The sequence below is a fragment of the Pseudanabaena cinerea FACHB-1277 genome (assembly GCF_014696345.1).
Classification (GTDB): Bacteria; Cyanobacteriota; Cyanobacteriia; order Pseudanabaenales; family Pseudanabaenaceae; genus Pseudanabaena; species Pseudanabaena cinerea.
Genome location: NZ_JACJPY010000012.1, coordinates 48,314 through 75,196, shown reverse-complemented (window position 1 = coordinate 75,196; position 26,883 = coordinate 48,314). Strand labels below are relative to the sequence as shown.

At 44.1% G+C, this 26,883-nt stretch carries 27 protein-coding genes; 12 read left to right on the top strand and 15 right to left on the bottom strand.

Annotated elements, in window-relative coordinates; genetic code table 11:
* Positions 1-239 precede the first annotated feature (239 nt).
* Together H6F44_RS06350 and H6F44_RS06345 are read left to right on the top strand one after the other, a co-directional pair.
* Complete coding sequence (locus tag H6F44_RS06350; protein ID WP_190350113.1) at positions 240-428, top strand: KGK domain-containing protein; 189 nt, start codon at positions 240-242, stop codon at positions 426-428.
* A gap of 19 nt (positions 429-447) precedes the next feature.
* Entirely contained in the window at positions 448-699 is a 252-nt protein-coding gene (locus H6F44_RS06345) for an HNH endonuclease (RefSeq protein WP_190350112.1), read from the top strand.
* Between the two features lie 59 nt (positions 700-758).
* Here the strand turns inward: H6F44_RS06345 and H6F44_RS06340 are convergent, their stop codons facing one another.
* The gene (locus H6F44_RS06340; RefSeq protein ID WP_190350111.1) at positions 759-2,474 is read right to left on the bottom strand and encodes a ShlB/FhaC/HecB family hemolysin secretion/activation protein; all 1,716 of its coding nucleotides are present in this window, start codon (positions 2,472-2,474) and stop codon (positions 759-761) included.
* A 205-nt stretch (positions 2,475-2,679) separates the two neighbouring features.
* Here H6F44_RS06340 and H6F44_RS06335 point away from each other — a divergent pair, with 205 nt between their 5' ends.
* Both H6F44_RS06335 and H6F44_RS06330 read left to right on the top strand, forming a co-directional pair.
* Complete coding sequence (locus H6F44_RS06335) at positions 2,680-3,186, top strand: Tic20 family protein (RefSeq protein WP_190350110.1); 507 nt, start codon at positions 2,680-2,682, stop codon at positions 3,184-3,186.
* Entirely contained in the window at positions 3,183-3,683 is a 501-nt protein-coding gene (locus H6F44_RS06330) for a Tic20 family protein (RefSeq protein ID WP_190350109.1), read from the top strand. Before H6F44_RS06335 ends, H6F44_RS06330 begins: the two co-directional genes overlap by 4 nt.
* Before the next feature lie 34 nt (positions 3,684-3,717).
* On the opposite strand, the gene mutT is transcribed toward H6F44_RS06330, so the two are convergent.
* Both mutT and H6F44_RS06320 read right to left on the bottom strand, forming a co-directional pair.
* Positions 3,718-4,146: an 8-oxo-dGTP diphosphatase MutT gene (gene mutT, locus H6F44_RS06325; RefSeq protein ID WP_190350108.1), complete on the bottom strand. Its 429-nt coding sequence runs from the start codon at positions 4,144-4,146 to the stop codon at positions 3,718-3,720.
* Positions 4,139-5,146 carry a cysteine synthase A gene (locus H6F44_RS06320; RefSeq protein ID WP_190350107.1) on the bottom strand — a complete coding sequence of 336 codons (1,008 nt, stop codon included), beginning with the start codon at positions 5,144-5,146 and terminating at the stop codon, positions 4,139-4,141. The genes mutT and H6F44_RS06320 overlap by 8 nt, the downstream gene beginning before the upstream one ends.
* A 141-nt stretch (positions 5,147-5,287) precedes the next feature.
* Between H6F44_RS06320 and H6F44_RS06315 the strand changes: the two genes are divergently transcribed.
* From H6F44_RS06315 to H6F44_RS06305, 3 genes are all read left to right on the top strand, one after another.
* Positions 5,288-5,740, top strand: a complete 453-nt coding sequence (locus H6F44_RS06315; RefSeq protein ID WP_190350106.1) for a universal stress protein — start codon at positions 5,288-5,290, stop codon at positions 5,738-5,740.
* A complete protein-coding gene (locus H6F44_RS06310) occupies positions 5,740-5,976 on the top strand; it encodes a (2Fe-2S) ferredoxin domain-containing protein (protein ID WP_190350105.1) in 237 nt (78 codons plus the stop codon). Before H6F44_RS06315 ends, H6F44_RS06310 begins: the two co-directional genes overlap by 1 nt.
* A gap of 85 nt (positions 5,977-6,061) precedes the next feature.
* Positions 6,062-6,958: an Rpn family recombination-promoting nuclease/putative transposase gene (locus tag H6F44_RS06305; protein ID WP_190350104.1), complete on the top strand. Its 897-nt coding sequence runs from the start codon at positions 6,062-6,064 to the stop codon at positions 6,956-6,958.
* A gap of 86 nt (positions 6,959-7,044) precedes the next feature.
* Here H6F44_RS06305 and H6F44_RS06300 read toward each other — a convergent pair whose 3' ends face one another.
* From H6F44_RS06300 to H6F44_RS06255, 10 genes are all read right to left on the bottom strand, one after another.
* On the bottom strand, positions 7,045-7,197 hold the full coding sequence (locus H6F44_RS06300; RefSeq protein WP_190350103.1) for a hypothetical protein: 153 nt from the start codon (positions 7,195-7,197) through the stop codon (positions 7,045-7,047).
* 128 nt (positions 7,198-7,325) lie between these two features.
* Positions 7,326-9,089 (bottom strand): SUMF1/EgtB/PvdO family nonheme iron enzyme, encoded by a 1,764-nt coding sequence (locus H6F44_RS06295; protein WP_190350102.1) that lies wholly within the window; start codon positions 9,087-9,089, stop codon positions 7,326-7,328.
* Positions 9,090-9,091: 2 nt separating this feature from the next.
* The gene (locus H6F44_RS06290; protein ID WP_190350101.1) at positions 9,092-9,481 is read right to left on the bottom strand and encodes a Pepco domain-containing protein; all 390 of its coding nucleotides are present in this window, start codon (positions 9,479-9,481) and stop codon (positions 9,092-9,094) included.
* Between the two features lie 365 nt (positions 9,482-9,846).
* Positions 9,847-10,335 carry a CGLD27 family protein gene (locus H6F44_RS06285; RefSeq protein WP_190350100.1) on the bottom strand — a complete coding sequence of 163 codons (489 nt, stop codon included), beginning with the start codon at positions 10,333-10,335 and terminating at the stop codon, positions 9,847-9,849.
* 71 nt (positions 10,336-10,406) lie between these two features.
* Positions 10,407-11,324 (bottom strand): acetyl-CoA carboxylase, carboxyltransferase subunit beta, encoded by a 918-nt coding sequence (accD, locus tag H6F44_RS06280; RefSeq protein WP_190350099.1) that lies wholly within the window; start codon positions 11,322-11,324, stop codon positions 10,407-10,409.
* 195 nt (positions 11,325-11,519) lie between these two features.
* Complete coding sequence (gene dnaK / locus H6F44_RS06275; protein WP_190350098.1) at positions 11,520-13,379, bottom strand: molecular chaperone DnaK; 1,860 nt, start codon at positions 13,377-13,379, stop codon at positions 11,520-11,522.
* 125 nt (positions 13,380-13,504) lie between these two features.
* Positions 13,505-14,269 carry a nucleotide exchange factor GrpE gene (grpE, locus tag H6F44_RS06270; RefSeq protein ID WP_190350097.1) on the bottom strand — a complete coding sequence of 255 codons (765 nt, stop codon included), beginning with the start codon at positions 14,267-14,269 and terminating at the stop codon, positions 13,505-13,507.
* Positions 14,270-14,361: 92 nt separating this feature from the next.
* A complete protein-coding gene (locus H6F44_RS06265; protein WP_190350096.1) occupies positions 14,362-16,335 on the bottom strand; it encodes a pentapeptide repeat-containing protein in 1,974 nt (657 codons plus the stop codon).
* A 10-nt stretch (positions 16,336-16,345) separates the two neighbouring features.
* Positions 16,346-17,275 (bottom strand): protein phosphatase 2C domain-containing protein, encoded by a 930-nt coding sequence (locus tag H6F44_RS06260; RefSeq protein WP_190350095.1) that lies wholly within the window; start codon positions 17,273-17,275, stop codon positions 16,346-16,348.
* Between the two features lie 131 nt (positions 17,276-17,406).
* Entirely contained in the window at positions 17,407-17,745 is a 339-nt protein-coding gene (locus tag H6F44_RS06255) for an MgPME-cyclase complex family protein (RefSeq protein WP_190350094.1), read from the bottom strand.
* A 295-nt stretch (positions 17,746-18,040) separates the two neighbouring features.
* Here H6F44_RS06255 and H6F44_RS06250 point away from each other — a divergent pair, with 295 nt between their 5' ends.
* Positions 18,041-19,267: an S-layer homology domain-containing protein gene (locus tag H6F44_RS06250; RefSeq protein ID WP_190350093.1), complete on the top strand. Its 1,227-nt coding sequence runs from the start codon at positions 18,041-18,043 to the stop codon at positions 19,265-19,267.
* 138 nt (positions 19,268-19,405) lie between these two features.
* Here H6F44_RS06250 and H6F44_RS06245 read toward each other — a convergent pair whose 3' ends face one another.
* A complete protein-coding gene (locus H6F44_RS06245) occupies positions 19,406-20,767 on the bottom strand; it encodes a 16S rRNA (cytosine(967)-C(5))-methyltransferase (RefSeq protein ID WP_190350092.1) in 1,362 nt (453 codons plus the stop codon).
* Positions 20,768-20,968: 201 nt separating this feature from the next.
* Here H6F44_RS06245 and mraY point away from each other — a divergent pair, with 201 nt between their 5' ends.
* Positions 20,969-22,069: a phospho-N-acetylmuramoyl-pentapeptide-transferase gene (gene mraY / locus H6F44_RS06240; RefSeq protein ID WP_190350091.1), complete on the top strand. Its 1,101-nt coding sequence runs from the start codon at positions 20,969-20,971 to the stop codon at positions 22,067-22,069.
* Positions 22,070-22,099: 30 nt separating this feature from the next.
* Here mraY and H6F44_RS06235 read toward each other — a convergent pair whose 3' ends face one another.
* On the bottom strand, positions 22,100-22,561 hold the full coding sequence (locus tag H6F44_RS06235) for a pentapeptide repeat-containing protein (RefSeq protein WP_190350121.1): 462 nt from the start codon (positions 22,559-22,561) through the stop codon (positions 22,100-22,102).
* A gap of 224 nt (positions 22,562-22,785) precedes the next feature.
* Between H6F44_RS06235 and H6F44_RS06230 the strand changes: the two genes are divergently transcribed.
* The 3 genes from H6F44_RS06230 to H6F44_RS06220 all read left to right on the top strand — a co-directional run bounded on the left by H6F44_RS06230 (position 22,786) and on the right by H6F44_RS06220 (position 26,673).
* Positions 22,786-23,235, top strand: coding sequence for a hypothetical protein (locus H6F44_RS06230; RefSeq protein ID WP_190350090.1), 450 nt, complete (start codon positions 22,786-22,788; stop codon positions 23,233-23,235).
* Positions 23,236-23,790: 555 nt separating this feature from the next.
* Positions 23,791-24,996: a LeuA family protein gene (locus tag H6F44_RS06225; protein WP_190350089.1), complete on the top strand. Its 1,206-nt coding sequence runs from the start codon at positions 23,791-23,793 to the stop codon at positions 24,994-24,996.
* A 177-nt stretch (positions 24,997-25,173) separates the two neighbouring features.
* Complete coding sequence (locus H6F44_RS06220) at positions 25,174-26,673, top strand: MFS transporter (RefSeq protein WP_190350088.1); 1,500 nt, start codon at positions 25,174-25,176, stop codon at positions 26,671-26,673.
* The last annotated feature ends 210 nt before the right edge of the window (positions 26,674-26,883 follow it).

The window sequence follows — 26,883 nt, the reverse complement described above, 5'->3', positions numbered from 1 at the left end:
GTTGGATAACATCATAGATATTATTTTTTTAATTTATGGCTTCTAGTTTAACAAATTAGGAGCGCTTTTTTCTGATTATTTTCTATCGTTCAACACTTCTGGTTGTTTGCTTTACTGATGATGATGGATATAATACTCCTACTTACAATATTAAGCAGCGATTTAGCATTGGTCGGTTATTTGAATTTGGCGAATTTGTCGATGGCATATCAAGATTAATAGGGCTGTCTCCTGAATCAATGGAGATTCTGACTCAGGGTATGCCATGTCGGGTAATGACAACTCGACAACAGGGGTGGCGATGGGGAAAGATTAGGTTGAAAATTGAACTACAATTTATTCCTGATGAACCGACTACCGATAATAGTAGCAAGAGCCACGATAATCCACTGGATGAAATCCGTAGAATATCAGAACTAGATAAATAAAATAGCGATCGCTGGAAAAATGACAGATAAAACACCAAGGATTAATCTTCCACCAGAAGTTAGGAAATATGTATTTGAGCGCAACAATTATCAATGCCAAAGCTGCCACAACATCGACCTTAGCGCCCAAAAGCTGCAAGTTGACCACATTATTCCTTTAGCACAAGGCGGCAGTAATGATCTTAGCAATTTGCAAACTCTCTGTGCCAAATGTAACCGTCAAAAAAGCGCCAAAATTGACCCACGATTTCAACGGCTTTATACCAACTAACATCAAAGCTAAAGATGGATCTATATCTCCAAATCACCCAATTCTTGTTTGAAAAATGTCTAAAAATTACCATTAACCGTGAAATATATGCCTGAATCCTGTAAATTGCTACCAGGGTTATTGGCATTAACCAGAGGAATGCCAAAATCAATACGGAAGGAAAGATTCTTGTATGGTTGATATTGAGCGCCAAGTCCAACCCCAAAAAGGGTTTGGGGGGTAGGGTTAGTGGCACGAGTATTCCAAACCGAACCTGCCTCTAAGAAAGGGAATAATTTAACGATCGCCAAGCCATCTTCATTTCGCAGCACAGGCAACTGAAACTCTACCGATCCTTGAATGCCAGCATCTCCCGTATTTTGATTTTGACGATAGCCGCGAATAGACTGAGGTCCGCCCACACTAAAGCGATTGAGCGACAGCAGGCGATCGCCCGTTAACTGCAAATTGACCCGAAAGGAAACCAAAGTGTCCAGATCCTCACTGCTCAGACGCTGCACCCTAAGCGCCTGACCTGTCCAATAGAAAAACCGACCATCGGGAGAACCATCATTGCGAATTGTGGCTCCTAGCATATTTAAACCTGCGCTAAAGGTGGAACGAAAAGCCCATGCACCTGCCACATCGCGATTTACATAGTCTTGGATCAACCGCAATACCCTTGCCTGTGATTGTCCATCGCCAACGGCTTGATTTTGGAAGTTGAAGGGTTGCCCACCAACAGAAGAGTCGCTATTCTCAAAGGCAAAGTTGGCGCTTAGGGTTAGTTCTTCACGGGGCGATCGCACCACAGGCTGACGATACCCAATTTCATAGACCTGCGAGGCGGTGGTAATGTTTAGGCTGGCAAATTCGCGCTGGGTAACACGACTATCGGCGATCGCGGCACTGATACTCAAGGTTCCGCCTGTAGGATTGAGAGGATATTGATAGCCAAAGGCATAGTTATTAGAACTTTCCGAACGTACATAACTACCAAATGCAATATCCCCAATACCTGTCAAATTCCCTTCCTGTAAGTTGATGCCACCGCGATAGATGCCTGACGATACACTACCATAGTTATCGGCAAAGAGGCGCGTATTAAAAGATTTTGCCTCAGTGAATGTAATTTGCAAAATACTTTTGTCTGGCGCATCACCAGAAGTCAGGTTAGCGCGAATATCGGATATCAAAGGATTTGAGCGCAATAATTGCAATTCTTCTTCCAATCGCGTGAAGTTTAAAGGTGTTTGTGCAGCCAAGGAAGCACGACTGATTACATAGTCATCATTTAACCGACCTTCCACATCCCCTGCTCTTTTTAGTTCCACTTTGGCAAGGGAGCCTTCCAATACCTTGATGGTCACTACGCCATCTTTAATTTCTTGAGCCTCAATAATCGCCCGCGATGTAATGTAATTGCGGCTTTGATAAATTTTGGTAATCTGATCGGCAACTTCTCGCAGTTGGTTTAGAGTCAGAGATTTTTGCAGATGTGGGGAGATAATACTATCAATTTCTGCTTTTGTTAAAATCGAACTACCAACCACAAGAATCTGTTTAACAGGAATGAGAACTTCTGCGCTAGAAGTTTGTTTGAGTTTGACTAATGAAGGGGCAGGATTGATGGTAGATGAATTGAGTTGAGTCGTTGGCGCAGCCAAACTAGCTTGATCAAAGCTGGCGATCGCCCCACAAATACCGCAAATAAATGGGGTCAGAGTCAGTAAAAGTTGCGGTCTAACTAAGATTTTGGGTAAATCAGCAAGAAATTTATTTGTGAACCAGACCACTTTATTTTCCTCTCACAATCATCTCGACAGATTACCATAGTTTGGATTGAGCAGATATAGCATTTTGGCTCTGTATTGTAATGCTCTAGAATGCAACTCAAAAATATTTCTGTTTTACTCAAAATCTCAAGGGGCTGGAAAACCAAGTTTTGATCATGTAAGCTAGGGATAACACTTAAACGCTAACGCGATCGCCGAAAATCCTATGACATGGCAACCGACAACTAACCTCCATCGCTTTTATAGCTGCTTGCCTTACCTATTACCGATGTCGGCAGGAGTCATCTATGGCGCGGTGTTATTTCGGCAATTTCCAGTTTTGATATATCCCTTCATGCCAATTATTTGGCTCTATAGTAATGTCATGACTTTGCCGCTAGTGCCAGCGATCGGCTTAACGGGTGAATTTGTGCTGTTTTTAGGTCTGTACTTCTTAGTGGTGCGGGATGTGCGTGTACCTCGGTTTATCCGCTTTAATGCGATGCAAGCGATCCTAATGCAGATTACGCTGTTTATTGGACAACTAGTTTTTCAAATCATCACCCAATTGTCTAGCGGACTGTTGCCATCACTGATTAGTAGCACTTTTGCGAATACGATGTTTATCGGTACAATGGTGCTATCAGTATATGCCATCTACTACAGCATCAAAGGTGAGTATTCTGATATCCCCACCCTTTCTCAAGCCGCCGCATTCCAGTGTGAGATATGAGTAGACGCAGTTCCGTTGCGCCTTTAGATAGGCTATATGCTTGCTTGACCTACCTGCTGCCGATCACCGCAGTTGTAATTTTTGGCAGTTTCTTGTTTGATCAATTTCCGCAGTTGGAAATTTTATTTTTCCCGATATTCATTCTCCAAGGTATACTTACGATTTCCATCCTCCAAATTATTCCTCTACGGTTTGTGGCTTGGTTATGCGTATTTCTTGCAGTTGTCAGAAATTATAAGGTCAATCATTTTATCCGCTTTAATGGTATGCAGGCATTACTTTTGGATGTGGTGGTGGAAATAGTGCGCGTAATGTTGATGATTTTAATTAAGTTACTTGGTACAATTGCATTTTTTCCGTTTCTATTCCAAATTATTTCGAGCGTTACCTTTCTTGGCATTATCGCTGCATCTGGCTATGCAATTTGGCAATCAGTATGGGGTAAGTACTCAGAAATGCCTGTAATTTCTGAGGTTGCCTATATGCAGGTGAGATAGGGATAATAGCCTCGCGCATTGCGGGGCTATTACTTTAATGGGCTTGTAGTGCAGCTACGATCTGATAATTGGCGGCAGGTAATTGATATTGATCGAGATCCTCTAATTTGACCCAGCGCATCTCGGTACAGGCGATCGCCTGTGGTTCACCAGATATATGCAGACAATGATGCACCACTAATGTCACCCGCAGGGTTTCATATTCATGATCAATGGTGATCAAGCGATCGCCCACTTCCACCTCGATCGCCAGTTCTTCCATCAGTTCCCGCTTAATACAAGCTGCCGCATCCTCATCGGGTTCGATTTTGCCCCCTGGAAATTCCCAATAGCCACCTAGCTCATTATCGGGCAGGCGGCGATCGATCAAAATATGTTGGCGATCGCGATCCCAGACAATGCCAACACCGATGCGGCGGTATTTTTTGGTTTGTGTAGATTGGGGAGAATTTGCGTCAGTCATCAAGAAACTCCAAACCCTTGGCAATGGGTGTTAATCCTTTTTCGGCTAACCATTCAGGGTTATACATTCGGCTTTGATATCTGCCACCACCATCACATAAAATTGTGGCGATCGTATGCCCTTTACCCAGCTTCCGCGCCAATTTTACCGCACCCACTACATTCAGTGCCGCCGAACTGCCCACAAACAGCCCATCATGTTTGAGCAAATATTGTGCCATCTCAATCACCTGTTGATCGGTTCCTTGAAAAGCGCCATCGAGCCGCGCCCGATTAAAGTTTGCTGTTGCCCGATTGATGCCGATGCCCTCAGTAATTGAGCTACCCTCCGCCTTAAACTCGCCTGTGGTCAAGTAGCTATACAGCCCTGAACCTGTGGGATCAATCAAATAGGTGGCGATCGCTGCATTTTGTTCCTTCAAATAGGCAGTCACGCCGCCAATCGTGCCGCCCGTCCCCGAAGCCATCACCACACCATCCAACTCGCCGCCCGACTGTTGCCAGATCTCAGGGGCAGTCGTGCGATAATGCGCCTCAGAATTAGCAATATTTTCAAATTGATTTGCCCAAAACGCATTCTCCAGACCCTCAGCCCGCTTTTTTGCCACATGGTAATAGTTCTCAGGGCTAGAAAATGGTGCAGGGTTCGTTAACTCCACCTCTGCGCCCAAAGTCCGCAACAGCTCGATTTTTTCTGTAGATTGGTTGCTTGGCATCACAATCACACTGCGATAGCCCCGTGCATTTGCCACAAGGGTTAGCCCGATGCCCGTATTACCAGCAGTACCCTCAACGATCGTCCCACCTTTTTTTAAAAGTCCAGCCTTTTCTGCCTCTAGCACCATATACAGCGCGGCGCGATCCTTAACACTGCCTCCAGGATTGAGAAATTCTGCCTTACCTAAAATGGTGCATCCTGTCGCTGCTGACAGTGATTCAATTGCGATTAGGGGTGTATTACCCACAGAATTCGTAAAGCCAATACAAATATTGCGTGCCATGAAATATTACAAGAAGTGAACTACAGCAAAGATTTACAAAATGTTGATTAACTTCAGTATATTTGGCGCTGTAATTAAGTTGTATAGATAATTGCAAATTCGCCCTTTCTTGATTGGTTGTGGGTTTACCCACATAAATATATGAAAATTTTAGTCTCGATCGATGGTTCACAAGCTAGTGACCATGCCCTAGCAAAGGCTTTAGTATTTGCTGCACCGTTGCAAGCCGAGGTAATCATGCTTACGGTCGTGGAACCCCTTAGCAGCTACGTCCCTGAAGTGATGATGCCCACAGGAGATTGGGTGGGCTGGCGCGGGTTGCCTGATATTGAGCTAGAGCGCAAGATTTTGAGCGCGGGGCAAGCCCTTTTGCAAAAGGCGGAGGATACTTGTCAACTTGCCCAGATTTCATGTCGCACAAGGTTAGAAACTGGACAGCCTCGCGATGTCATTTGCCATGTGGCACAGGAAGAAAATCCCGATCTCTTAGTCATCGGCTCACGGGGTTTAGGCTCAGTGGAGCGCTTGATGTTGGGTAGTGTCAGTGACTATGTGCTGCACCATTGCCCTGTGCCGATTTTGGTTGTGCGCTGATGAGCAGCAGCACCCGTCAAGTGTTGGTTTGTCTCAGCCGTACCTGCAAAAAGGATGGTGCGGCTGGGGTTTTGGCGGTTCTCAAGCGGGAGGCGATCGCTGATGTGGAGATACTAGAAAGCGGTTGCATGGGGCAATGTGGTTTGGGACCAATGGTGCTAATTGTGCCAGATCTCTGCTATTACTGGCGGGCAACGCCAATTACCGCGCAGAAAATTGTTGAGGGTTTAAGGTGACAGGCGATCGCTATACAAAGCAGGATAATCCTGAAAAAGTTACAATTTAGCAATAGCCAAATCTCACGAAGGAACATAGCCCTCTATGATCTTTATCAATCCTAAAATCGATTTTGCTTTTAAGAAAATATTTGGTTCCGAAGATAGCAAAGATATTTTAATTAGCTTCCTAAACTCCCTAATCTATGAAGCTCAACCTGTAATTCAAGATCTAGAAATTCTCAATCCCTACGTTGCCCCCAAAATTCGCGGGCTGAAAGATACTTACCTCGACATCAAAGCCAAAATCAGCGATCGCGAAACCCAAGAAGAACGTACTGTAATCATTGAGATGCAAGTCTTAAATGTGGAAGGCTTCGAGAAAAGAATTTTGTATAATGCTGCCAAGTCCTATTCGCTCCAACTCACAGCAGGGCAAGGCTATCACCTTCTCAACCCAGTTATCGCCTTAACCATCACCGATTTTGTGCTGTTTGCGGAGTTGCCTCATGTCACCTCTCGCTTCGTTCTCAAGGAAAAAAACTTTCTGATCGATTATCCAATTTATGACCTTGAGTTAATCTTTGTGGAGTTACCAAAATTTCAAAAGGGTTTAGCAGAATTAGAAACTATTATCGATAAATGGTTATTTTTCTTAAACAATGCCCGTAAACTGCAAGATGTGCCGCCCACAATGGATAATATTCCCGAAATCAAAAAAGCTTTCTACATTGCTAACCAAGCCAATCTGAACCTTGATGAATTAGAGGAGCAGGAGAAAAGTGAGATTTTCATTCAAGACCAACGTGGTGCGATTACCAAAGCTGCAAAGGAAAGCTTAGAGCAGGGCAGAAAAGAAGGGCTGCAAGAAGGACTGCAACAGGGTTTACAACAAAAAGCAGAGGAAATTGCCAGAAAAATGCTTGGTGTTTTGGATGATCAGGCGATCGCTGAGATGACTGGACTTACCTTAGAAAAATTGCAAGCATTGCGATCTAATTAACTGATGTTACGCAGAACGCAGATCACGAATCTCTTGCTGTTAGCGTAACAGGGCAAGCATGGGGGCATTGCCCCTACCTAAGAAATTCATGTTCTGTAGGGGCTGCGCCCCCGTGCCAGCCCCCAACCTTGAGGATCGCAGGAATTCTTTCCGCGTAACATCAATAAACCGCCGCTATGGGCTATATCCAAGCCGTGAGCCGTTATTTCTAAGAATAACGTGCAAAGACTGCCACTCATCATTATTTCATGATTATTTCATGCTTTGACTAAAATATAAAAAAAATTTGATCGCCTAACGGCGAAGGAGAGAGCAAAAGAAAAAGAGCAAAGGGCTAAAGGGCTAAAGAGCAAAGAAGATGCAATACTCACGAAGAAGAAGCGAAGACGACACGAAAACTAATGCCGTTGATCTGATCCCGCGCGAGGCCACTGCCACGATAGGCAGACCGACAAAGGATCGCAAAGTCGATCCAAGAACCGCCGCGCCGCGAACGAGAACGATTATCATTATTATCCACATTGAGATCCCCCCATGCTTGATTTCCTTGTTTCTTGAGGTTTTCTGGCTTATCAGCATAGCTATCATGCAACTCATCTAAACACCATTCCCAGACGTTGCCACTCATGTCATAAATGCCAAGCTCATTAGCCTTTTTCTGCCCCACTGGATGCGTAACATTGCCACTATTATCTCTATACCAACCGACCTCTTCTAAGTTATTGCTCCCTGCATATTCATAGCCCTTGCTTTGATTCGCGCCTCTCGCTGCATATTCCCATTCCGCCTCAGTGGGTAGTCTTACCGCCTTTCCTGTTTGTTGTTGTACCTTCGCACAAAATGCTCTCGCCTCATGCCATGACACACCCACAACAGGCTGCAAATCCCCTTGAAATTCTTTGTCGCAATTTGCCGATCCCTGCTTTTTCATTACGGCTTGCCATTGAGCATTAGTCACCGCATATTTCCCAATAAAAAATTCTTGCAAAATCACCTGATGCTGTGGACGCTCATCATCGTCACCTTTGCCATCGGGCGATCCCATCATAAATTTTCCTGCGGGAACCTTGACTAATTCCAACGTCACGCCATCGCCGAGGTCAAGAATTAACGGATTAGTATCTGTAAGTTTTTGACGATTTTCAACTGTTGTCGCATTTACTTGTCGCATCGACATTTCTGGACTGCTTGCCACTTCCACAACTCGATCCTGAGTTATTGGCAGACTAGCCTTATATCGCTCCACCGCTAATCCTTCAATTTCCAAGATCGCCTCATAGTCAGTGCCATCTATGCTTAAAATCTGCATCCACAAGTATCTAGCCAAATCAAGCTTGTTGTCACGATGCGCCTTAACAGCAGCATTTTTTAGAGGCAAAAGATCGCTTTTGTCAGCATACTTCGGCATCAAAATCAGATGCTTATCACCTGAATCATTGACCACACGGGGATTTTGTTTCGCTTTGGCGATCTCTGCCAACTGCGACACACGCAACTTTAAAAAATGCTCCAACTTCTCAACCGTTGCCCGTTTGTGTTGAATGCCCAGCCCCTCCAGCAACGCATAGGTAAATATCCCTTGATTATATTGAGGCAACTCATAGGAAAACTCATGGGGACTACAAGCAAAAAAGCAAACCGTATCCGAAATTTTTTTAACATCGGCTGTAGTGCGATCACCGATCCCTCGACCATCGCGCCGACCAACATTACGACAAGCATCTAAAAACAAAATTACATTTTTCGCCTTGCTTTGCTTGAGATTTTGCAATATCAAATTTGTGGCAATAGCTGTTTCTTCAGGCAAATTGGGGTTGCTATCTGCCATTAACAGATAATCATTAGCCTTGTGCTGAATGCCATGTCCTGCAAAAAAGAACCATAGATTATCGATTTCTAATGAGGGCGCATTTTCAGACAAATCATTTAAGACCGTCAGCAAATTGCTGCGAATTGGCTCCGTAGATACGCCTTCTATGTCTGGAGAGTCGTCAGCAAAATACCAAACGCGATCAAAACCCGCATCTCTCAACAAAAAATCACTAAATAGCTGCGCGTCATTCTTTGCGTATTGCAGATGTTGTAAATTGCGGTATTGATTGATACCGATCGCGATCGCTATATTTTTCATGCCTAATTAGATTCTGTCACTCGCTTAAACTTTAGCTTAATCGCGCCCTTTCCGTTTGCTTTAGCACCACTACCGATCAAACGAATTTCTCCTTCAGCGCCAATCTCCACCGATAGCTCGATCTCATCAAGGCACATTCCCGCCGTCTTTTTGGCTTCTTTCTCCGCACTACTAAAAACACGCCCCACCATTCCCAAAAAACCAGACATTTTTTGTTCTAGGTCGCCAACACTTATTTGCGTTGTGTCCTGTTTTACTGCATTTTTATTGGGCTGTAACTGACTCACTAAGCCTCTAGGCTGAGGTACAAGAGCCTCGACATCCTGTTGATTTTCTTCTTCGTATGGCTCAACTGCGATCGTAATCATTTCGTAACTATTATCTTGAGTCATGGCTGTTCCTGCTGTAGTAGATATTCTAATTGTTTTCTTAAAATCTCAAAATCGTCAATAATTAAATATCCCAAACCCTAAAAGGCACTGACAACCTCTTTTAGTACAATTTCATAATAAAGTTGATAGATAACTTCTAGTACTTCATCGCACTTCAAAATTTTACTCATGGGTCTAACCTTCCCAACTTGGGCAAACTAATTCTTTAAAATTCTTTCCCCAAGTCGCGATCAAGTATAGTCTCAATGTCATCATTCATAAATCTCTTGGTTTGCTTCTTGGCAGATCAGCCTTAGTCTTTCCATGCAACCATCGAAACTAGAAGCATTAGCAAATATTCACGCGCCACGATATTACACATATCATTAGAAATTAAAACAGCTTAGTAAACCAAAACCAGCAGCTAAAAAAATTACAATCCCCAATAGCGTTTTCTGCAATCGCTCCATCACAGGCTTGATCTCATAGCTGACCAGCAAGCGATCCTTAAGCAAATCAGCCTCTGGCTTTTCCCAAGTTTGACCGTCATACCAGCCCGACTCCTCATAAAAAATTTTGGCACTGTTCAAGCGTTGCTTCACATGACTCCATCCTGACAGCAGTAATAGCACAGGCAAAATCAGCCCGATCGCTCCGCCAATACTCGCCACACAAATAAATTGCCATAAATGGCGGCTAGGTGACTCAATGCTCATTGCCACAGGCGCAAAAATCACCGTAAAACCCAACCAGATCCGCAACAAAATCCAGAGATACTGCGATCGCGCCAATTTTGCCCATCTGTAAAAAAAAGCCTCCTTAAGCTCAATATATTCGTTTAAGGGTTGTTGTTCTTTGGGGACAGGGCAGGACATAAGTGATTGAAAGGAAAAAGGAGAAAGGAGAAAGGGGAAAGGGGAAAGGGGAAAGGGGAAAGGGGAAATATTTAGATGATGTTGGGGGTGTTTTGCGGTTGAGAATTTTGCAGGTGCATCTTTAAGATCATAGCTAAATTTTGCTTGAGCTTAGTGCGTGGCACAACCACATCAACAAAACCGTGATCTAGCAAATATTCAGATGATTGAAATCCTTCGGGAATCTTTTGCTTTAGAGTTTGCTCGATCACGCGGCGACCTGTAAAACCAATTAATGCCTTGGGTTCGGCAATAATAATATCGCCTAGCATTGCAAAACTGGCTGTGACCCCGCCAGTAGTCGGGTTAGTCAAGATGGGGATATACAACAAACTTGATTGACGATGGCGCTCCAAAGCCGCCGAAGTTTTTGCCATCTGCATCAAGCTCAAAATCCCTTCCTGCATCCGCGCCCCACCCGAAGCACAAAATATTAAGGCAGGAAATCCCTTTGCGGTGGCAGTTTCTAACATTCGCGTGATCTTTTCCCCGACCACCGATCCCATACTACCGCCCATAAACCGAAAGTCCATCACCGCCATTGCCACATCACAGCCATCGATCTTACCTATCCCTGTGATTACTCCATCGCTTAGCCCTGTCTTTTGGCGATATTCTTTGATGCGATCGCTGTAGGGTTTGCGATCTTTAAAAACCAAGGGATCACAGGAGGTTAGTTCCGCATCCATCTCTAGCCATGTGCCAGCATCAATCAACTGAGCAATGCGCTCATAGGCATTAACCTGATTATGGTGTCCACATTCAGGGCAAACCATCAAATTAGTTGTGAGATCCTTGACATAGGTCAAAGTCCCACAGCTAGAGCATTTATGCCATAATCCATCAGGAATTTCCCGTTCCTGAGAATCTTGATTGAGGGTAGGTGTTTTGCGGCGATAGGCTTCACTAGCACGAGAACGAGTTTCCGCAAACCAATCAAACAACGACATAGCGCCTCACAGATCACAGGAAAAATTTATCGCTATTTGTAATTGGTCACAATAACTGATCTATAACAACCGTAACCAAAAATACAAATACAACTCTCCAATAATACATTTTATGGGTGCGATCGCGATCGTTTAATCGCATTGGCAGCCCATAAAGTCTTTGCAAGCATGGTTTAGCCACACCGCCAAACACATCTACTCCAAAGTGTCACCAGACTTTTTATTAACCCTTTCCACCTGTGAATATTTTTCCACCGCTTGCGTCAAGTCAAATAGAGACTGTTGCAATGGCTTGATGGCAATTTGAATATCCTCATAGGTTGCCTCAGCAGACTCATACAAGTTTCTAAGCACTTCCATATTTTTCATTGGACCCTCACGCATACTTTGGCTGATCACAGTGGGTCCATTGTCACGCAGAATCTCTTCCACAGTGCGGATCAGGTTAGAAGCTTGGTTACGCATATTTGCCAACTCACGGCGGGCAGTATCTTCATCGGCATAGACCTCAGCCTCCATCCGCATTCTCTCGATTTCGCTAGGACTTAAGCCGCCCGTGTTTGTAATGCTAATGCTCTGCTCAACCCCAGTATCCACATCCCGCGCCGACACCTTGAGAATGCCATTGGCATCAATGTCAAAGGACACCTCAATTTGCGGAATACCACGGGGCGCAGGGCGAATGCCCTCCAGTTCAAACTTGCCGAGGCTCTTGTTATCCTTTGCCATCGCCCGTTCTCCTTGCAGCACATGAATTTCAACGACTGATTGGTTGTCAACGGCAGTCGAGAAAATTTGCGCCTTGCTAGTAGGGATCGTGGTGTTGCGTTCAAGGTTTTTGGTAAAGACTCCGCCTTGGGTCTCCAAACCAATTGACAATGGGATTACATCTAGCAACAGCAGATCCTTGACCTCGCCGCCCAAGATCCCTGCCTGTACTGCCGCGCCGATCGCCACCGCCTCATCAGGGTTTACGGATTGGTCGGGCTTTTTGCCTTCAAAAAAACGCGAAATCGCCTCCTGCACCGCAGGAATACGGGTGGAGCCACCCACCAAAATAATACGATTAATCTCTTTAGGGAGCAGTCCAGCATCCTTCAGCGCTTGTGCGGTTGGCTCTAAGGTTGCCTTCACCAATTTGGCAGTAATTTCATCAAATTTAGATCTTGTAAAGTCTAACTCAATGGTTTTGGGACCAGACTCATCGGCGGCAATAAAGGGTAGACTAATTAGGGTTGAAGGAGCGCTCGATAGCTCAATTTTAGCCTTTTCAGCAGCCTCCTTGAGACGCTGTAGCGCTGTTTTATCCGCAGCTAGATCAATATTTTCTTTTTCCTTAAAGTCAGCCACTAGCCAATCGACAATTAGGGCATCAAAGTCATCGCCGCCTAAGTGGTTGTTGCCCGATGTTGCTTTTACCTCAAAAATACCATCCCCCAGTTGCAGCACCGACACATCAAACGTCCCGCCGCCAAGGTCAAACACCAATACGATTTGATCTTGATCTTGCTTGTCAAGACCATAGGCAAGCGCCGCCGCCGTTGGTTCATTAACGATTCTTAGTACCTCTAGCCCCGAAATTGCCCCTGCATCCTTGGTGGCTTGGCGCTGCGTATCCGTAAAGTAAGCTGGAACTGTGATCACGGCTTGGGTCACTTCTTCGCCCAGATAGTTTTCGGCATCCTGTTTTAATTTTTGCAGGATCATTGCCGATAGCTCTTGGGGCGTGTAAGTCTTGTCGGAGACTTGGACGTTGACCGTATCATCTTTGCCCTTGACGGTGGTATAAGGGACACGGCGGCGCTCATCTTCGGTTTCATCCCAACTGCGCCCAATAAATCGCTTGACACTATAAATAGTGTTTACTGAATTAGTTACTGACTGGCGCTTGGCGACCTGTCCAACAATCCTTTCATTGCTGTCCTTGACAAACGCGACTATGCTCGGTGTTGTGCGCCCACCTTCTGCACTGGAGATGACAACGGGTTTGCCACCTTCTAGAACCGAAACACAACTGTTTGTCGTACCCAAGTCGATTCCAATTACTTTCGACATAATCGCCAGTTCCGTAAAAGCTTCTAATATGTATGATGCGAGATGATGTTGTGGGATGATTTAAGTAGGTCGATTTCAAGATGCAGTACCGCCATGAATTAGCGATCGCATCTTGAAGATTTCATCTAGCTATTGTCACTAGAGCTACTCGCCTCACCATTGTCTAAGTCTGCGGCAGAGTCAACGCCATCAACCCTACCCGATGATACCTTAACCAGTGCATGACGCAATACGCGATCATCACTAACTAAGTAGCCTGGGCGCAACTCTTCAGTGATTATGCCCTCATCATATTCGGTAGAGGCTTCCTGCATAATTGCCTCATGGAAGTTAGGATCAAACTCTTGACCCGTACATTCCATTCTGGCTACGCCTGTTTCCTTGAGACATTTTAGCAATTGCTTATAAACTGATTGGTAACTGCGATGGATTGAGGCTTCACCGTCAGTTTTAGGCGAGATTTGCAGTTGCGCTCTCTCAAAGTCATCTACTACTGGTAGGATTTTTTTGAGGATCTTGGATGTTATTGTACCCTCCTGTTCTTCTTTATCACGCTCTGTACGCTTACGAAAATTTTCAAAGTCAGCGTATAGACGTAAATACTGCTGTTTACGCTCGTCAAGCTGCTCTTTGAGGGCTGTGGACTCAGCGATTAACCCACTAATTTTTTCGAGGGTGGCGGCGGCGGCAGCATTTGCCTTAGTGTCCACGGTTGTCTCAGGAGCAGCAGTGGCAAATACGGAAGGGTTTTCCGTGATCTCTGCATTAGGAATTTCACCTAGTTCATCAGTGGCAAATTGTTGCAGTTTTGATTCTAGTGCCTCATCATCTTCATCAAGAAGATCGTCAGAGAGTTCATCGGTCGATGGGATATTTTCTTCTTCAATCATTGTGTTATTACAATCTTTATGCGGTCTTTACACTTTATACCAAAACACAAAATGACGTAGGCATTTTTATGTTTTGCTCTTATCGATCGCCGTCATCGGGAGCAGTTAAGGGTGCTTTTGGTGGCGATCGCTGTTTCGGCAACGATACCCGAAGCAAGAGAGCAGAAGTATTTACGGGTATTAATACTGAGGTTTAAGGTATTGGTAAAATCAGCAGCCTCAATATTACCAATATTTTCGACAATCACCTGCCGAAAGTTGCTGCCACTAAAGTTAGTACCTGCTAGTTCACTGAGGATAATTGTGGCGGCGGTGAGGTTGGCATAGCTGAGGTTGGCATTGGAGAGGTTAGTCAATTGCATCTGTACCGATCGCAGGTCGGCGGCGGTAAGATCGGCAGTATCTAAATTAGCATCGCTAAGATCGGCGGCGGTAAGATTAGCATCTCTGAGGCTGGCTCTGGTGAGGTTGGCTTTGCGGAGATTGGCAAGGGTCAGATTTGTGTCAGTGAGATTAGCGGCATTGAGATCGGCTTCACTGAGATTAATCCGCATCATTTCCGCACTTTGCAAATTTGCCGATCCTAGTTTGGTTTGGGTGAGGTTGGTGCGAAGCAGGTTTGCCTGTGTCAAATTTACTTCGACTAGGTTTGAGGCGGTCAAGTTTGCGCCGATTAGGCTAGCGCGGCTCAGATCGGCTCCTCTGAGATCCGCCCTGATTAGGGTAATCCCGTTTAAGTTGGCATTTCTAAAAATTACCTGCTTGAGATCCAGCTTTTCGATGACCGCGCCATTGAGGTTGATATTACTCAGATCTTGCCCTTGCAGGCGATCGCCCTCTTTACCAATTAACTGCACATTGGGGAAATCCCTTTGCCCTTCGGCATATTTGGCAAGCAAACTAGCAACGGTAATCGGCGTAAGGGCTGGCTTAGCAATAGGTGTGATTGTTGGCGAAGGGGATGGCTTGGGAATAGGCTGGATGGACAAACTTGGCGATGGGCTAGGCGGTTTGAATGGGGCGAAATTAGCAAGGTTGTCGCTCTCTTTTCGGAACAGCCACCAGCTCGCACCTAGGATTGAGATTGCCAATAAACCAATTACCCATTCTCTAGAAAAGTTTAATCCCGTAAATGATTTGCCTTTTATTCCTGTTGCGATTTTTGGAGCTAATCGCGAGGCGGCGGCATTGGCTTCAAATTGCGGATCGTGGCATTGGCGGATCAACCGATCGCAGAGGTTACGGGTTTCATCGTCGGGGATGGTGGCGATCGACTGAAACACTGGCGAAGATTCGGGCTGTTGAAAGTCATTTTGCCGAAAAATTAAATTTTTATTGTCCTCATGGAAAACTTGCCATAGATCGGGTTTGGTGGCTAATGCTCTCAAGGACAGAGAGATCACGTTAAAGGAAAACTCATCAAGGCGATCGCCAAAGTCATCTAGCGATCGGTTGGGGGGCTGATAGTTAGGATGTCCGACCTCTAGGGGCGGGATGCCGCGCAAGGCTGGTACATACATCCCGTCATAGTCGACTAGCTTCAGTTCGCCATGCTGATCGACCATAATATTGCCATGCTGTAAGTCGCCGTGAGCAATACCCACCCTTTGCAAGTCGGCGCGTAATTGTTGTAATTGCTTGTCTAAGCGCAAGAGTACTTGAGAATCGTTGATATATTCGCCGATGTAGCGATCGATTTCCATGCCATTGACCCAATCCATTTTTAAAATGGGATACCATTCCCCCTTCACTAAGACCCCTTTGGCAAGAAATTCAAAATTTACAAGGTAGGGAATCTGGTGCTGATTGAGATAGTTACTAATTAGTTGATAGCGATGCTGCACATCGGCTTGGGGAATGCGGGTAAAACAGCGTACTGCCCAAGCGCGATCGCCTTTGGTGAGTTTATAGACGGTGGCAAAGTTGCCAGACCATAGCAATACCCTACCCCGTGAGTTTTTGGCTGTATTGGCTTGCTGGAGATCATAGTCAGCAAAGCAAAGCTGCGGGTTCTGTACCGCGAGTGTGAAGTCAATATTTAGGGGCCAAGTCTGAATATCTGTCATTTTTAAATAACTAGCTTTGGCAACTAGCTTTGGCAACTAGGCATAGTAAGGTGGTGTCATCATTGGCAATTTCATGGCGATCGCGCAATTGATTAACCCAATCCACCCATAGAGCTTGGGAGTCAATCTGCTCTAATTTTACCCAAGGATTTTGATTTGCCTCGATTTGCCGCAAAATCCAACAGGCGATCGCATCGGTGGTTAAGTAAAAGCGATCGCCCATTTGCAAATCCCCTTGCATGGTTAAAATTTGCAAATGCTCAGGTCGCAGGTGAGTACCGATCAAAGCGGGGGTATGGTTAAAATCTTGGCTGGACTTTTGCGGAAAACTAATAATTAATTGGCGATCGCGCACCACAAACAAGCAGGAGTCCCCCACAGCCATGACCCGCCAACTTTGCTCACTCAACCATAGGCTGATAAATGTGGCAAAAGCCCCCGCCGCCGCTTTGCGTTTGGCAAACCAAGGCAATTCTTGCGCCGCTAACCATGATAGCCATTGATTTTGTAAACCTTTTAACCAAGGAATTAGCTCATGTTCTATGGGTAAATCCTGCACAAAATTATTCACCAGCAGCCCCGCCCATTCCTGAGCAAAGGATGATTCCGTTGCACCATCGGCTAAAGCGATCGCCATTCCATGCTCTTTTTGAGCATATCCCCAAATATCCTCACATTCTGTAAAACTATGCCCTGCCTTCTGCACCACAAAGCCTTGGACTAATTCAAAGGTGATGCTTGTTTGTATATTTCTTATACCTTTTGTATCTAATACATCTAAATCTATATCTAAAGCAAGGTTCTGGATTGTTTTAACCTTTGGCTCGGATTTGACCTTTGGCTCGTATAAGGGGCGATCGCCATATTGCGCTTTTTGCCTGCCAATATTTGCCGCAACTGCCCTAAAGCCAATATTTCCACAACCACTTTGCTGAAACATTTGCAGATGTAGATGATTGCTTCCAAAAAGAGGGCGAAGATATGAATTTGTAGGCACAACTGCTTTTAGATAAGTTCTAATCATTTGTTTAAAGGATGATGGCGCTTTGCGCCATCATCCTTTAAGCGATACTAATTTGACAGCGATGCTAAGGCATCGGGAATAGTCGCACTAGGGGCTAAAAACTCACCCGTTGCCACAAACTCAAGACGCAACTTCAACCAACGCATCGTATTTTCATCGGTGGTGACGATCGCTGCCGCAGGTTGAGGAATTTGCTTTTTGATATCCACAAGTTCAGGAGACTCTAAAAAAGCTGGCTTTTCAATCAACCAGAAATTCAGTTCTTTACCACGAGCCTCAAAACTGCGGCGGCGTTCTGACAAGGTTTCCCCCAAGGGTTTGCCCTCGTCCTCACACAGATATTTGCGACTGGCGGCTACAAAATAATAATGCTGAGATGCTGACATAAAGCTTTAGTTAATTTTTTAACTTTAAAATTTTAAAATTTGCTCTTTATCTAATTTTATCGTCAAAGTTACAATGCTACGCGCTAGAAAGTCTCAATAGATGTCTATAAACTATTAATTTCATGTTAATTGATTCCAGCACTGTATAAGAACTGTGTGTGAATTGTATATTATCTTTACGTTTTATTTTTATGTCTTATTTGTTGATTTAAGTGTATAAAATATTCGTGATTTTTCGGGAACATTTAGTCTATATGTATAGTCATGAGTAAAATATAGGTGAAAGTAACTCATAATGACAAATCAAACTAAAAGTTCTAGCACCGCCCTACTAGTAGCAATTAGCTTCATGGGGAGTTCAGCAATTCCTTTGCTCAGTGCTAACTCCGCTTTTGCCCAAACTACATTTAATGATGTGCCTACTGGCTATTGGGCGCAAACTTTTATCCAAGAGTTAGCATCACGAGACATTATCAAAGGCTTTCCCGATGGCGGATTTCGTCCAAATGAACCAGTAACGCGAGCGCAATTTGCAGCCATGGTCAGCAAAGCCATCAATAAAGCTCCTGTGCGTGGTGGGGTTAGCTTTGTTGATGTCGCCTCAAATTATTGGGCAGCGACCGCAATTCAAACTTCTTATACAACAGGTTTTCTATCTGGTTATCCTGGCAATGTTTTTGAGCCAAACCAAAATATTCCCCGCGTACAGGTCTTAGTTTCCCTAGCCAATGGTCTGAATTATTCGGTCAGCCAAGCCCCTGAAACAATTTTACAAACCTATGCGGATGCATCGGGTATTCCTAACTATGCGAGAAACAGTGTGGCATCGGCAACTGAAAATCGTCTAGTAGTGAACTATCCCAATGTGCAGTTCCTAAATCCTAACCAAACTGCCACCAGAGCCGAAGTTGCGGCATTTATCTATCAAGCTTTAGTCCGCTCTGGTCAGGCAAATGCGATCGCCTCTCCTTATTTAGTTGGTCAAGTCAATACACCCCCTGTCCAAAACCAAGTCAGGATTCCCGCAGGCAATACGATCGCCGTACAGTATGCCAAAGATAAAATTTTATTAGGTCCCGATGAAAAGGTTCCCCTTTCTTTAGCCGTGCCTCAGAACATTACTAACTCTCAAGGGGCAGTTTTGATCCCTGCGGGTACTCAAGTAGTTGGCGAGTTGCGAACTGTATCAGGTGGCGCTCAGTTTTTTGCCAGTGAACTTGTATTTGCCGATGGTCAAAGGAGAGCGATTAACGCTACATCTAAAGTTGTTACCACCACTGAAAGGGTCGACAAAGGCGTTAGTGTTGGCGGCTTGATAAGAAACGCTGCTCTTGGAGCCGCCGCCGCCGCCGCTATTTCTGCCGTCACAGGCGATCGCGCCCTAGCCACCGAAGAAATTCTCGGTGGTGCTGGTATCGGCACATTGCTCGGTCTATTTTTAGGTCGTGACAGTGTGACCCTTGCCTCGGTCAATCCCAATACTGACCTAGTGATTACTTTAAACTCGGATTTATTGCTATAGGTTGCGCCCATACAGCGCAATCATAAGTAGAATGCGTTAGCAACGTAACGCATCAAACGTGACCCATCAACTTCAGTTGATGCGTTACGCTATCGCTAACATACCCTACTTGAAGCTGCGCTTCGTGCAGTCTTTTTTCTATAACTGCTGTAACTTCACCATAAAAAATCCATCCATATCATGTTCGTGGGGCAGCACCTTCACCCAACCGCGATCGCTAGTAAATTTTGCCGCAGGATTATCAGCACTGGGCGGCACGATCTGCCAATGGGGATGCTTTTCGAGAAACTGATTAATTACCAATTCATTTTCCGCAGGGTGCAGCGTACAGGTACTGTAAACGATTACGCCATTGGGCTTTACCCATTGCACCGCTTGATCGAGGATCTCGCCTTGGGTCTTGGCTAATTTATAAGGCTCCTCTGGGGTTTGTCGCCAACGGGCATCGGCATGGCGGTGGAGCGTGCCTAGTCCAGAGCATGGCACATCTAGCAAAACGCGATCGCATTTTCCCTTTAATACTTTGTCTGCATCAAACTCACGGCAATCGACCTCAATGGTTTGCACATTAGTAAAACCAAGTCTGATGCAATTTTGCTCCACTTTTTTGAGGCGATTACTCAGGCGATCGAGAGCATATACTTTGCCTGTATTTTTGAGGCGATCGCTAATATGGGTGGTTTTGCCCCCAGGAGCAGCACAGGCATCAATAATGATTTCGTTTGGCTGTGGATCTAATAAATAAGTGACTAGCTGAGCGCTGGCATCTTGGACAGACCACCAACCCTCTTTAAATTTTGGCAATTGACTCACATCACCTGCTCCATGCCCCACACGAATGCCATCAGGCAGATTGGCGATCGGCTGCGCGTCAATGGCGGCGGCAGCAAAGGCTTCTAAAACTTGCTCGCGATTGGCATGAAATAAATTCACCCGCAAATCAAGATGCGGCGTTTGATTAAACCAATTACAAATGTTTGCGATCGCCGCCTGACCAAATTCCTTTTGCCATAGCTCAATCAGCCATTCAGGAAAACTATAAAAACTGGCAGGATCACTAATTTGAGCGAGAACATCTTCCTTATCTTTGGCTCTGAGTATAGATCTCATCACGCCATTGGTAAATCCCGCTAAGCCCGTCAAGCTATTTTGCTTAGCCAGTTCCACCGTCGTATGTACGATCGCCGATGGTTTAATTCGATCTAGAAAAAATAGCTGATAGATGCCAATTTGGAGGATGATTAGTAAATCCGATGGTAATTTTGCAATCGGTTTTTGTGAAAATTTTTGCAAAATCGCAAGTAAGGTTTTTTGACGGCGCGTGCATCCATAGACTAACTCCGTAATTAGACGGCGATCGCTTTCTAGGAGAGTGGCATTGTCTTGGCGCGATCGTGAAAGCGTGCAGTCTAAAGCCACATCAGCATAGGCATTGCGCCGTTGAATGAGTCGTAGGGCTTCTAAGGCGGTTTGTCGAGCGTTAGGGCTGGGATTGGTCATTTGAAATTAATAATAAAATAGATAATTGCCCTATAGACAAGTAGGGACATTATTTGGTATTTAAAAGCCTAGGTTCAAAAAACAATTAATAATCTGTTACAAAGCTATAAAAATTAGCTTAAATAGTTTTGAAATTTTGAAATTAGGATTTTTTTAGCCTGCGATCGCTGTTGGTTTGAGGAGTAACCGTGAGGAGTAACAATGGTTGATACTGGTGTGAGAGTAAGGAAAGCGAAATTTCCGTCTGGCAGCAGCCTAGCACTTGGTTTAGCGATCAGTCTCATTAGTTTAATAGTTGGTGTCGATCTTTTTCTGCATCCTAATATAAGTTCAAATTTATTAATGCCCTTCACCGTGAGCAGCATCGGTGTCGCCGCCCTAGGTAGTCTGGCAGTTCCAATACTGCGCCGTCTCAAAGCGGGGCAGATTATTCGTGAAGATGGTCCTCAAGGACACCTCAAGAAGCAAGGCACGCCAACTATGGGTGGTATTTTCATTGTGCCATTAGCTCTCATTCTAGGAGTCCTTTGGACGGGGTTTAACGACAAAGTAATTGCTTGCAGCCTCCTCACCCTATCTTTTGCTTTTATCGGTTGGCTAGATGACTGGAAAATCTTGCGCCGCCACTCCAATAAAGGACTATCGCCAAGGTCAAAGCTGTTACTCCAAGCTTTATTTGCTATTATTTTTTGTGGCTGGCTAGGTTTGAGCCAAGACTGGCAAGCTTTCACCACGATCAATTTGCCATTTAAATTAGCAATCCCCCTTGGCATCGCCTTTTTCCCCTTTGCTCTTTTTGTATTTCTTGGCAGCAGCAACGCGACCAACCTCACCGATGGGCTAGATGGTCTAGCAGGTGGCACTGGTGCGATCGCTCTGTTTGGCATGGCGTTGCTGCTATTTCCCAAGAACCCAGAGCTAGCAATTTTTTGTATGTGTCTAGGTGGAGGCTATCTGGGGTTCCTATGGCATAACCGCCACCCTGCGCGGGTATTTATGGGTGATACAGGCTCCCTCGCCTTGGGCGGGGCATTGGCATCGACAGCAATTCTCGGCAACTTGCTATGGGCATTTGCGATCATTGGCGCAATCTTTATTTGGGAATCGATATCGGTGATTGCCCAAGTATCCTATTTCAAAGCCACCAAGGACGAAAATGGCAAGGGCAAGCGTTTATTTAAGATGGCTCCTTTTCATCACCATCTGGAGCTAATCGGTTGGCATGAGCTGCAAGTGGTGGGCGTTTTTTACATTACTGGCGGTTTACTGGTGTCACTCGCCATCTTAGCTAGCAAACTGTAAACCCAAAGTCGGTGCAAAGCACCGACTTTTTTATGGGCATTCTAAAGAATCTCTAGTGGCTACGCCAGTGTGCGAATTGATTCCCCTTGCCTTAGAGCATAGCCACTTGCGTTGTGCGCCATCCATAACTGCATCGGTAAAATCAGCGCCATCAATATTCACAAAGTCGAAGGTACTGCGTAATAGCAAAGTCTCTGACATATTGGCATCGCTAAGATCGGCTTTGGCAAAATCCGTTTGATCCATCAAGGCTCCCGTCAAATTTGCGCCCCTGAGATTTGCCCTTCTTAATACAGCAGCGCTAATCACTGAGCCACGCAAATCTGCATTCTCAAAATTTGCACCCTCCATATTGGCATTGGCAAATCCTGATCCCGCCAGCATTCTATTTGCAAAATCTCGCCCCTTAAGTTGGGCATGACTAAAGGACAGCATCTCAGCATAGGCGCGATCTCGTTCGCCGATGCTGTCCCATAAGCTAGTAAAAAACATCGCAACACAGAGGAAAAGTATGATCACCCAATAATGCGGCTGAAAATCTTTTTTAGAAATCATAGAGATAAACCAAATATTCGCGTCTCTATCCTATCGCGTTATAAAAAGCGCTGTACTAATACTGTACTGATGCTGTACTAATTATGCTAACTATGTCGGCGATCGCTGCCAAGCTGTAGAATATTAGAAATCAAGCAAGCAACACCAAATCATACAAAGCTGTGTCACATACCTTTTTGGTACAACCTGGAAAGTGGTCTCTTGAAGGCAACTGGATTGAGCGCGATGCGATGCCAATTGGGATTAAGGGCAAAACCTTAGTGGGTTGGTCAAAGGATAATTTTTGGTTTACGATGGTCACAAAATTGACCTTTCCCAATAGCGATCGCCCTGAAATAACGATGGCTTACAAGGGGCGGATTGATTCGGACGATCGCCGCTTTACCTTTGTTGTTGAGCATAGCGACCTCGGTAAAATTGAAGGTGAAGGGATCATTGGTCCCGATTCGATCACTCAACGTTATTGGGTGATGGGTGACAAGAAAATGCGGACAGGATTTCAAACCCTATACCGTCGTGATCAAAATGTCTATTCTCTAGCAAGCGCGATCGTTTCAGGACAAAATCTAGAAAGCACTATGGAGGCGATCTTGACCCGTCACATGGACTAGTATTGAGTGTTTTTACTCATTGTCTAATCAAGATGCTCCTATTAGAATCTAATACCGATTGGCGAGGCTATAACAATACTTTCACCAATTAAATACCAAGCTAGATAAAGGTTTTCAAGTCAGGAAACGGCATAGCCATTATTGATTTGAGATAATTCTAAAAGAGAACTAAACTTAGTCAAGATTTAGCATTTGTCAGCGCATTTTTCAGCTATAAAAAGCTGAGCTGTAAAAAAATATTTAGTAGCTGTATCACAATATTACGGGAGGGTTGATAGCTAGTAAATTTACTATTACAGCGCTTTGCAATGACTTAATACCCAGAAAATTGTTTGATCGGCAATTTCCAAAATCTTTCTATAATATTTAAAGAATATTTAAAGCTTCAATAGGCTGTATGGAAATATAATCCCAAAAGGTTTCAACTCGGTAAACTCAAATATCTATAGGTAATTTATGATTACTATAAAGTATAAACGTTAGAGGTTTTAGCTTTTTTTACAACCATTAGAAAACCACAGTAAGTTACTACATCATAATTACTAAGTTATTAGAATGATCCAAATTCTTGATTCGACACTCAGGGAAGGAGAACAATCGCCAGGGGTTTATTTCTCTCCTTCTATAAAACTAGCGATCGCACAGCTTTTAGATCAAATTGGCGTTGATATTATTGAAGTCGGGAATCCTGCTGTAGATCCTGAAATTGCCCTAGCAGTCACGAACATTGCTAAAGCGGGGTTAAAATCTAAGATCGGAGCGCATTCCCTATGTCGGCTAAAGGATGTTGACAAGGCTTTGGACTGCGGCATTGATTTCTTGGGAATATTTTATAGTGTTTCCCAAAAGCGTTTACAGCAAGATTATGACATCAGCTTAGGCACAGCAATTGATCGCATTGTTCAAGTAATTACCTATGCACATAGCCAGCAACCAGATTTAATTATTCGCTATACACCCGAAGATACCGTGCGATCGCCCATAGAAAATGTGATCGCCGCCGCCATTGCCGCAGTCCAGGCAGGGGCAAGTATTATCAGTATTGCTGACACCACAGGCTATGCCAAACCATTTCATCCCCAAAGACGCATCTCCCACTATGTCACAACGATTAAAGAAGCTCTCGCCGAACATCATCTCTATCCCAAAATTGAAGTGCATTGCCACAATGATCGGGGCTTAGCTTTAGCCAATGGGCTAGATGCCTATTATGCTGGAGCCGATATTATTGATGTCAGTGTCATGGGTATTGGAGAGCGTGCAGGGATTATCGATATCGGTACAATTCTGGCAAATTTAATTGAGATCAGTCCAGAGCAGAATCAATGGAGACTAGAATATCTAAAAGATTTATATTCCCTAGTAAGTCATTACTCCCATATTCCGATCCCCCCCCATCATCCTCTAGTGGGTAAGAACGCTTTTACTCACTATGCAGGGGTTCATGTTAGCGCGATCGCTAAAGATGAAAGTCTTTATCAAAGCATTGACCCTAAAAATCTAGGAGTTAAAAGTGATATTGCTTTGGGGATGCAGTCTGGAATTAGTGCGGTCTTACTTGCGCTCAAACAGATTAACCGTGAAGAATTAATTGATGATCATGATTTAGTGTCCAAAATTCTGAAGGAAATTAAAGAGATATCAAAGCGGGGAACTCCTATCAATATTGAAAGAGAACTACCTTCTATTGTCGAATCTTGCTCTTCAATCAGTCGCTCAATCAATCGCTCGATTAATGAGATGGTCGGCATTTTGTATTAATTTTACGATTAAAGTAAGATTAGCCTTAATTTTGTTTTTAAATGAATAAAGCCTATTGAGGCTTGAAGTAGTACAGAAAAACCTTTGAAAGGATGGCTCTGCCGCGCTTTCAAAGGTTTTTCTGGATTTTAATTCAGTACAAATCGTTGTAAATACAAATTAAATATAAAATCTAGTATGACATCAGACGAAACACAAAATTTAAATACGAAAGATCCAAGGTCAAATATTCATAATCAAGATCAAAAAACAACTAACCTTCAAATTGCCAACAAGTGGTGGACAATCACAGGTGTCGGTATTGGCGTATTCATTTTTGCTTTAGATGTCTATATCGTCAATCTTGCTCTGCCTTCGATGATTGAGTCACTGCACACCAGCTTTGCGGTGATTCAATGGGTGGTACTCAGTTATCTCTTAGCGATCGCTATTACCGTTTTGAGCATCTCCAAGTTAGGCGATATATGGAGCAAGAAAAAACTTTACCTGATTGGGTTGGCAATTTTTACGGTCAGTTCCCTCGGCTGTGGGATATCCCCAACAGTGGAAATACTGATCATTTTGCGAGCGCTGCAAGGACTAGGAGCCGCATTTTTGTCTGGACTAGGGACAGCCATAATTGTTGAAGCCTTTCCGCCAGAACAACGCGGATTGAGCCTAGGGATTCGGGCTGGAGTATATGGTTTAGGTATTACCCTAGGTCCGACCATCGGCGGCATCCTAATGGCTTGGGGTGATTGGAATTTGATCTTTTTGATTAATGTGCCAATAGGTCTAATTGGCATTTTTATTGTGGCTCGCTTTGTCCCGCCATCAACTGTTAATACAACATCTCAGAGTTTTGATATTTTAGGGACATTGCTGCTCACAATCACCTTGACTTGTTTTACCGTGGGTATCACCCTATCTCAAAATAATACGCTTAACTCCAACAATATTGCTGGTTTATTCGCTATAGCTTTGATTGGATTTATTAGCTTCTTAATTGTGGAAAAAAATCAAGATCAACCAATGCTTGATCTAAGTATTTTTAAATCCCTAGAATTTAGTATTGGACTAACCTTAAGGTTTATCGGTAATCTTGTTATGGCAGGAGTAATCTTCATTCTTCCCTTTTTTCTACAATTAATTAAGCAATATCCAACCGATAAAGCAGGATTATTACTTGCGATTCCACCTGTCATTATTTCAATTACAGCGCCAATTTCAGGGACTCTTGCCGATCGCTTTGGTGGTCGTCTGATTAGCTTAATCGGCTTATGCTTAATGGGGATCGGCTGTATATTGTTTAGTATATTTGATGCAGATTCTTCCATACTTAGCTATGTCATGGCGATCGTACCCTATGGTCTAGGCGTTGGCATCTTTCAATCGCCAAATAATAGCATTATTATGGGAGCAGCTCCATCAAATCAATTGGGGATCGCCTCTGGATTACTGTCATTATCGAGAATTTTAGGGCAAACTGTGGGCGTGCCAATTGTTGGTTCGATTTTTGCATTAGTAACAATCGCTACAGCTAAACTTCCCTTTGATATTGATGTTACCAATGCTCCTATAGACTCATTGGTTGTCAGTATACATATTACCTTTCAATCAATTGCTGCATTTCTAATCATTGCTACGATAATCACTAATTGTGCTTGGTGCCTAGATCGCGGCTCGAAAAATCAGTAATTAGCAGATAAAAAGCCTTAAACAAAAATATAAACTAATAGAAAAGTAAATACAGCGCTCTGCACTTATTTAGAGACCTTAGAAACTAATATACTGTAATACTAATTAATGAAGGTGTAGTTCATTAATTGATAATCAAACCTAGCAGAGGGGGGAGAAGTTAGGAAATGGCTAAGCCATTTCTTAACTTAGCATAATTTATACTTTTTA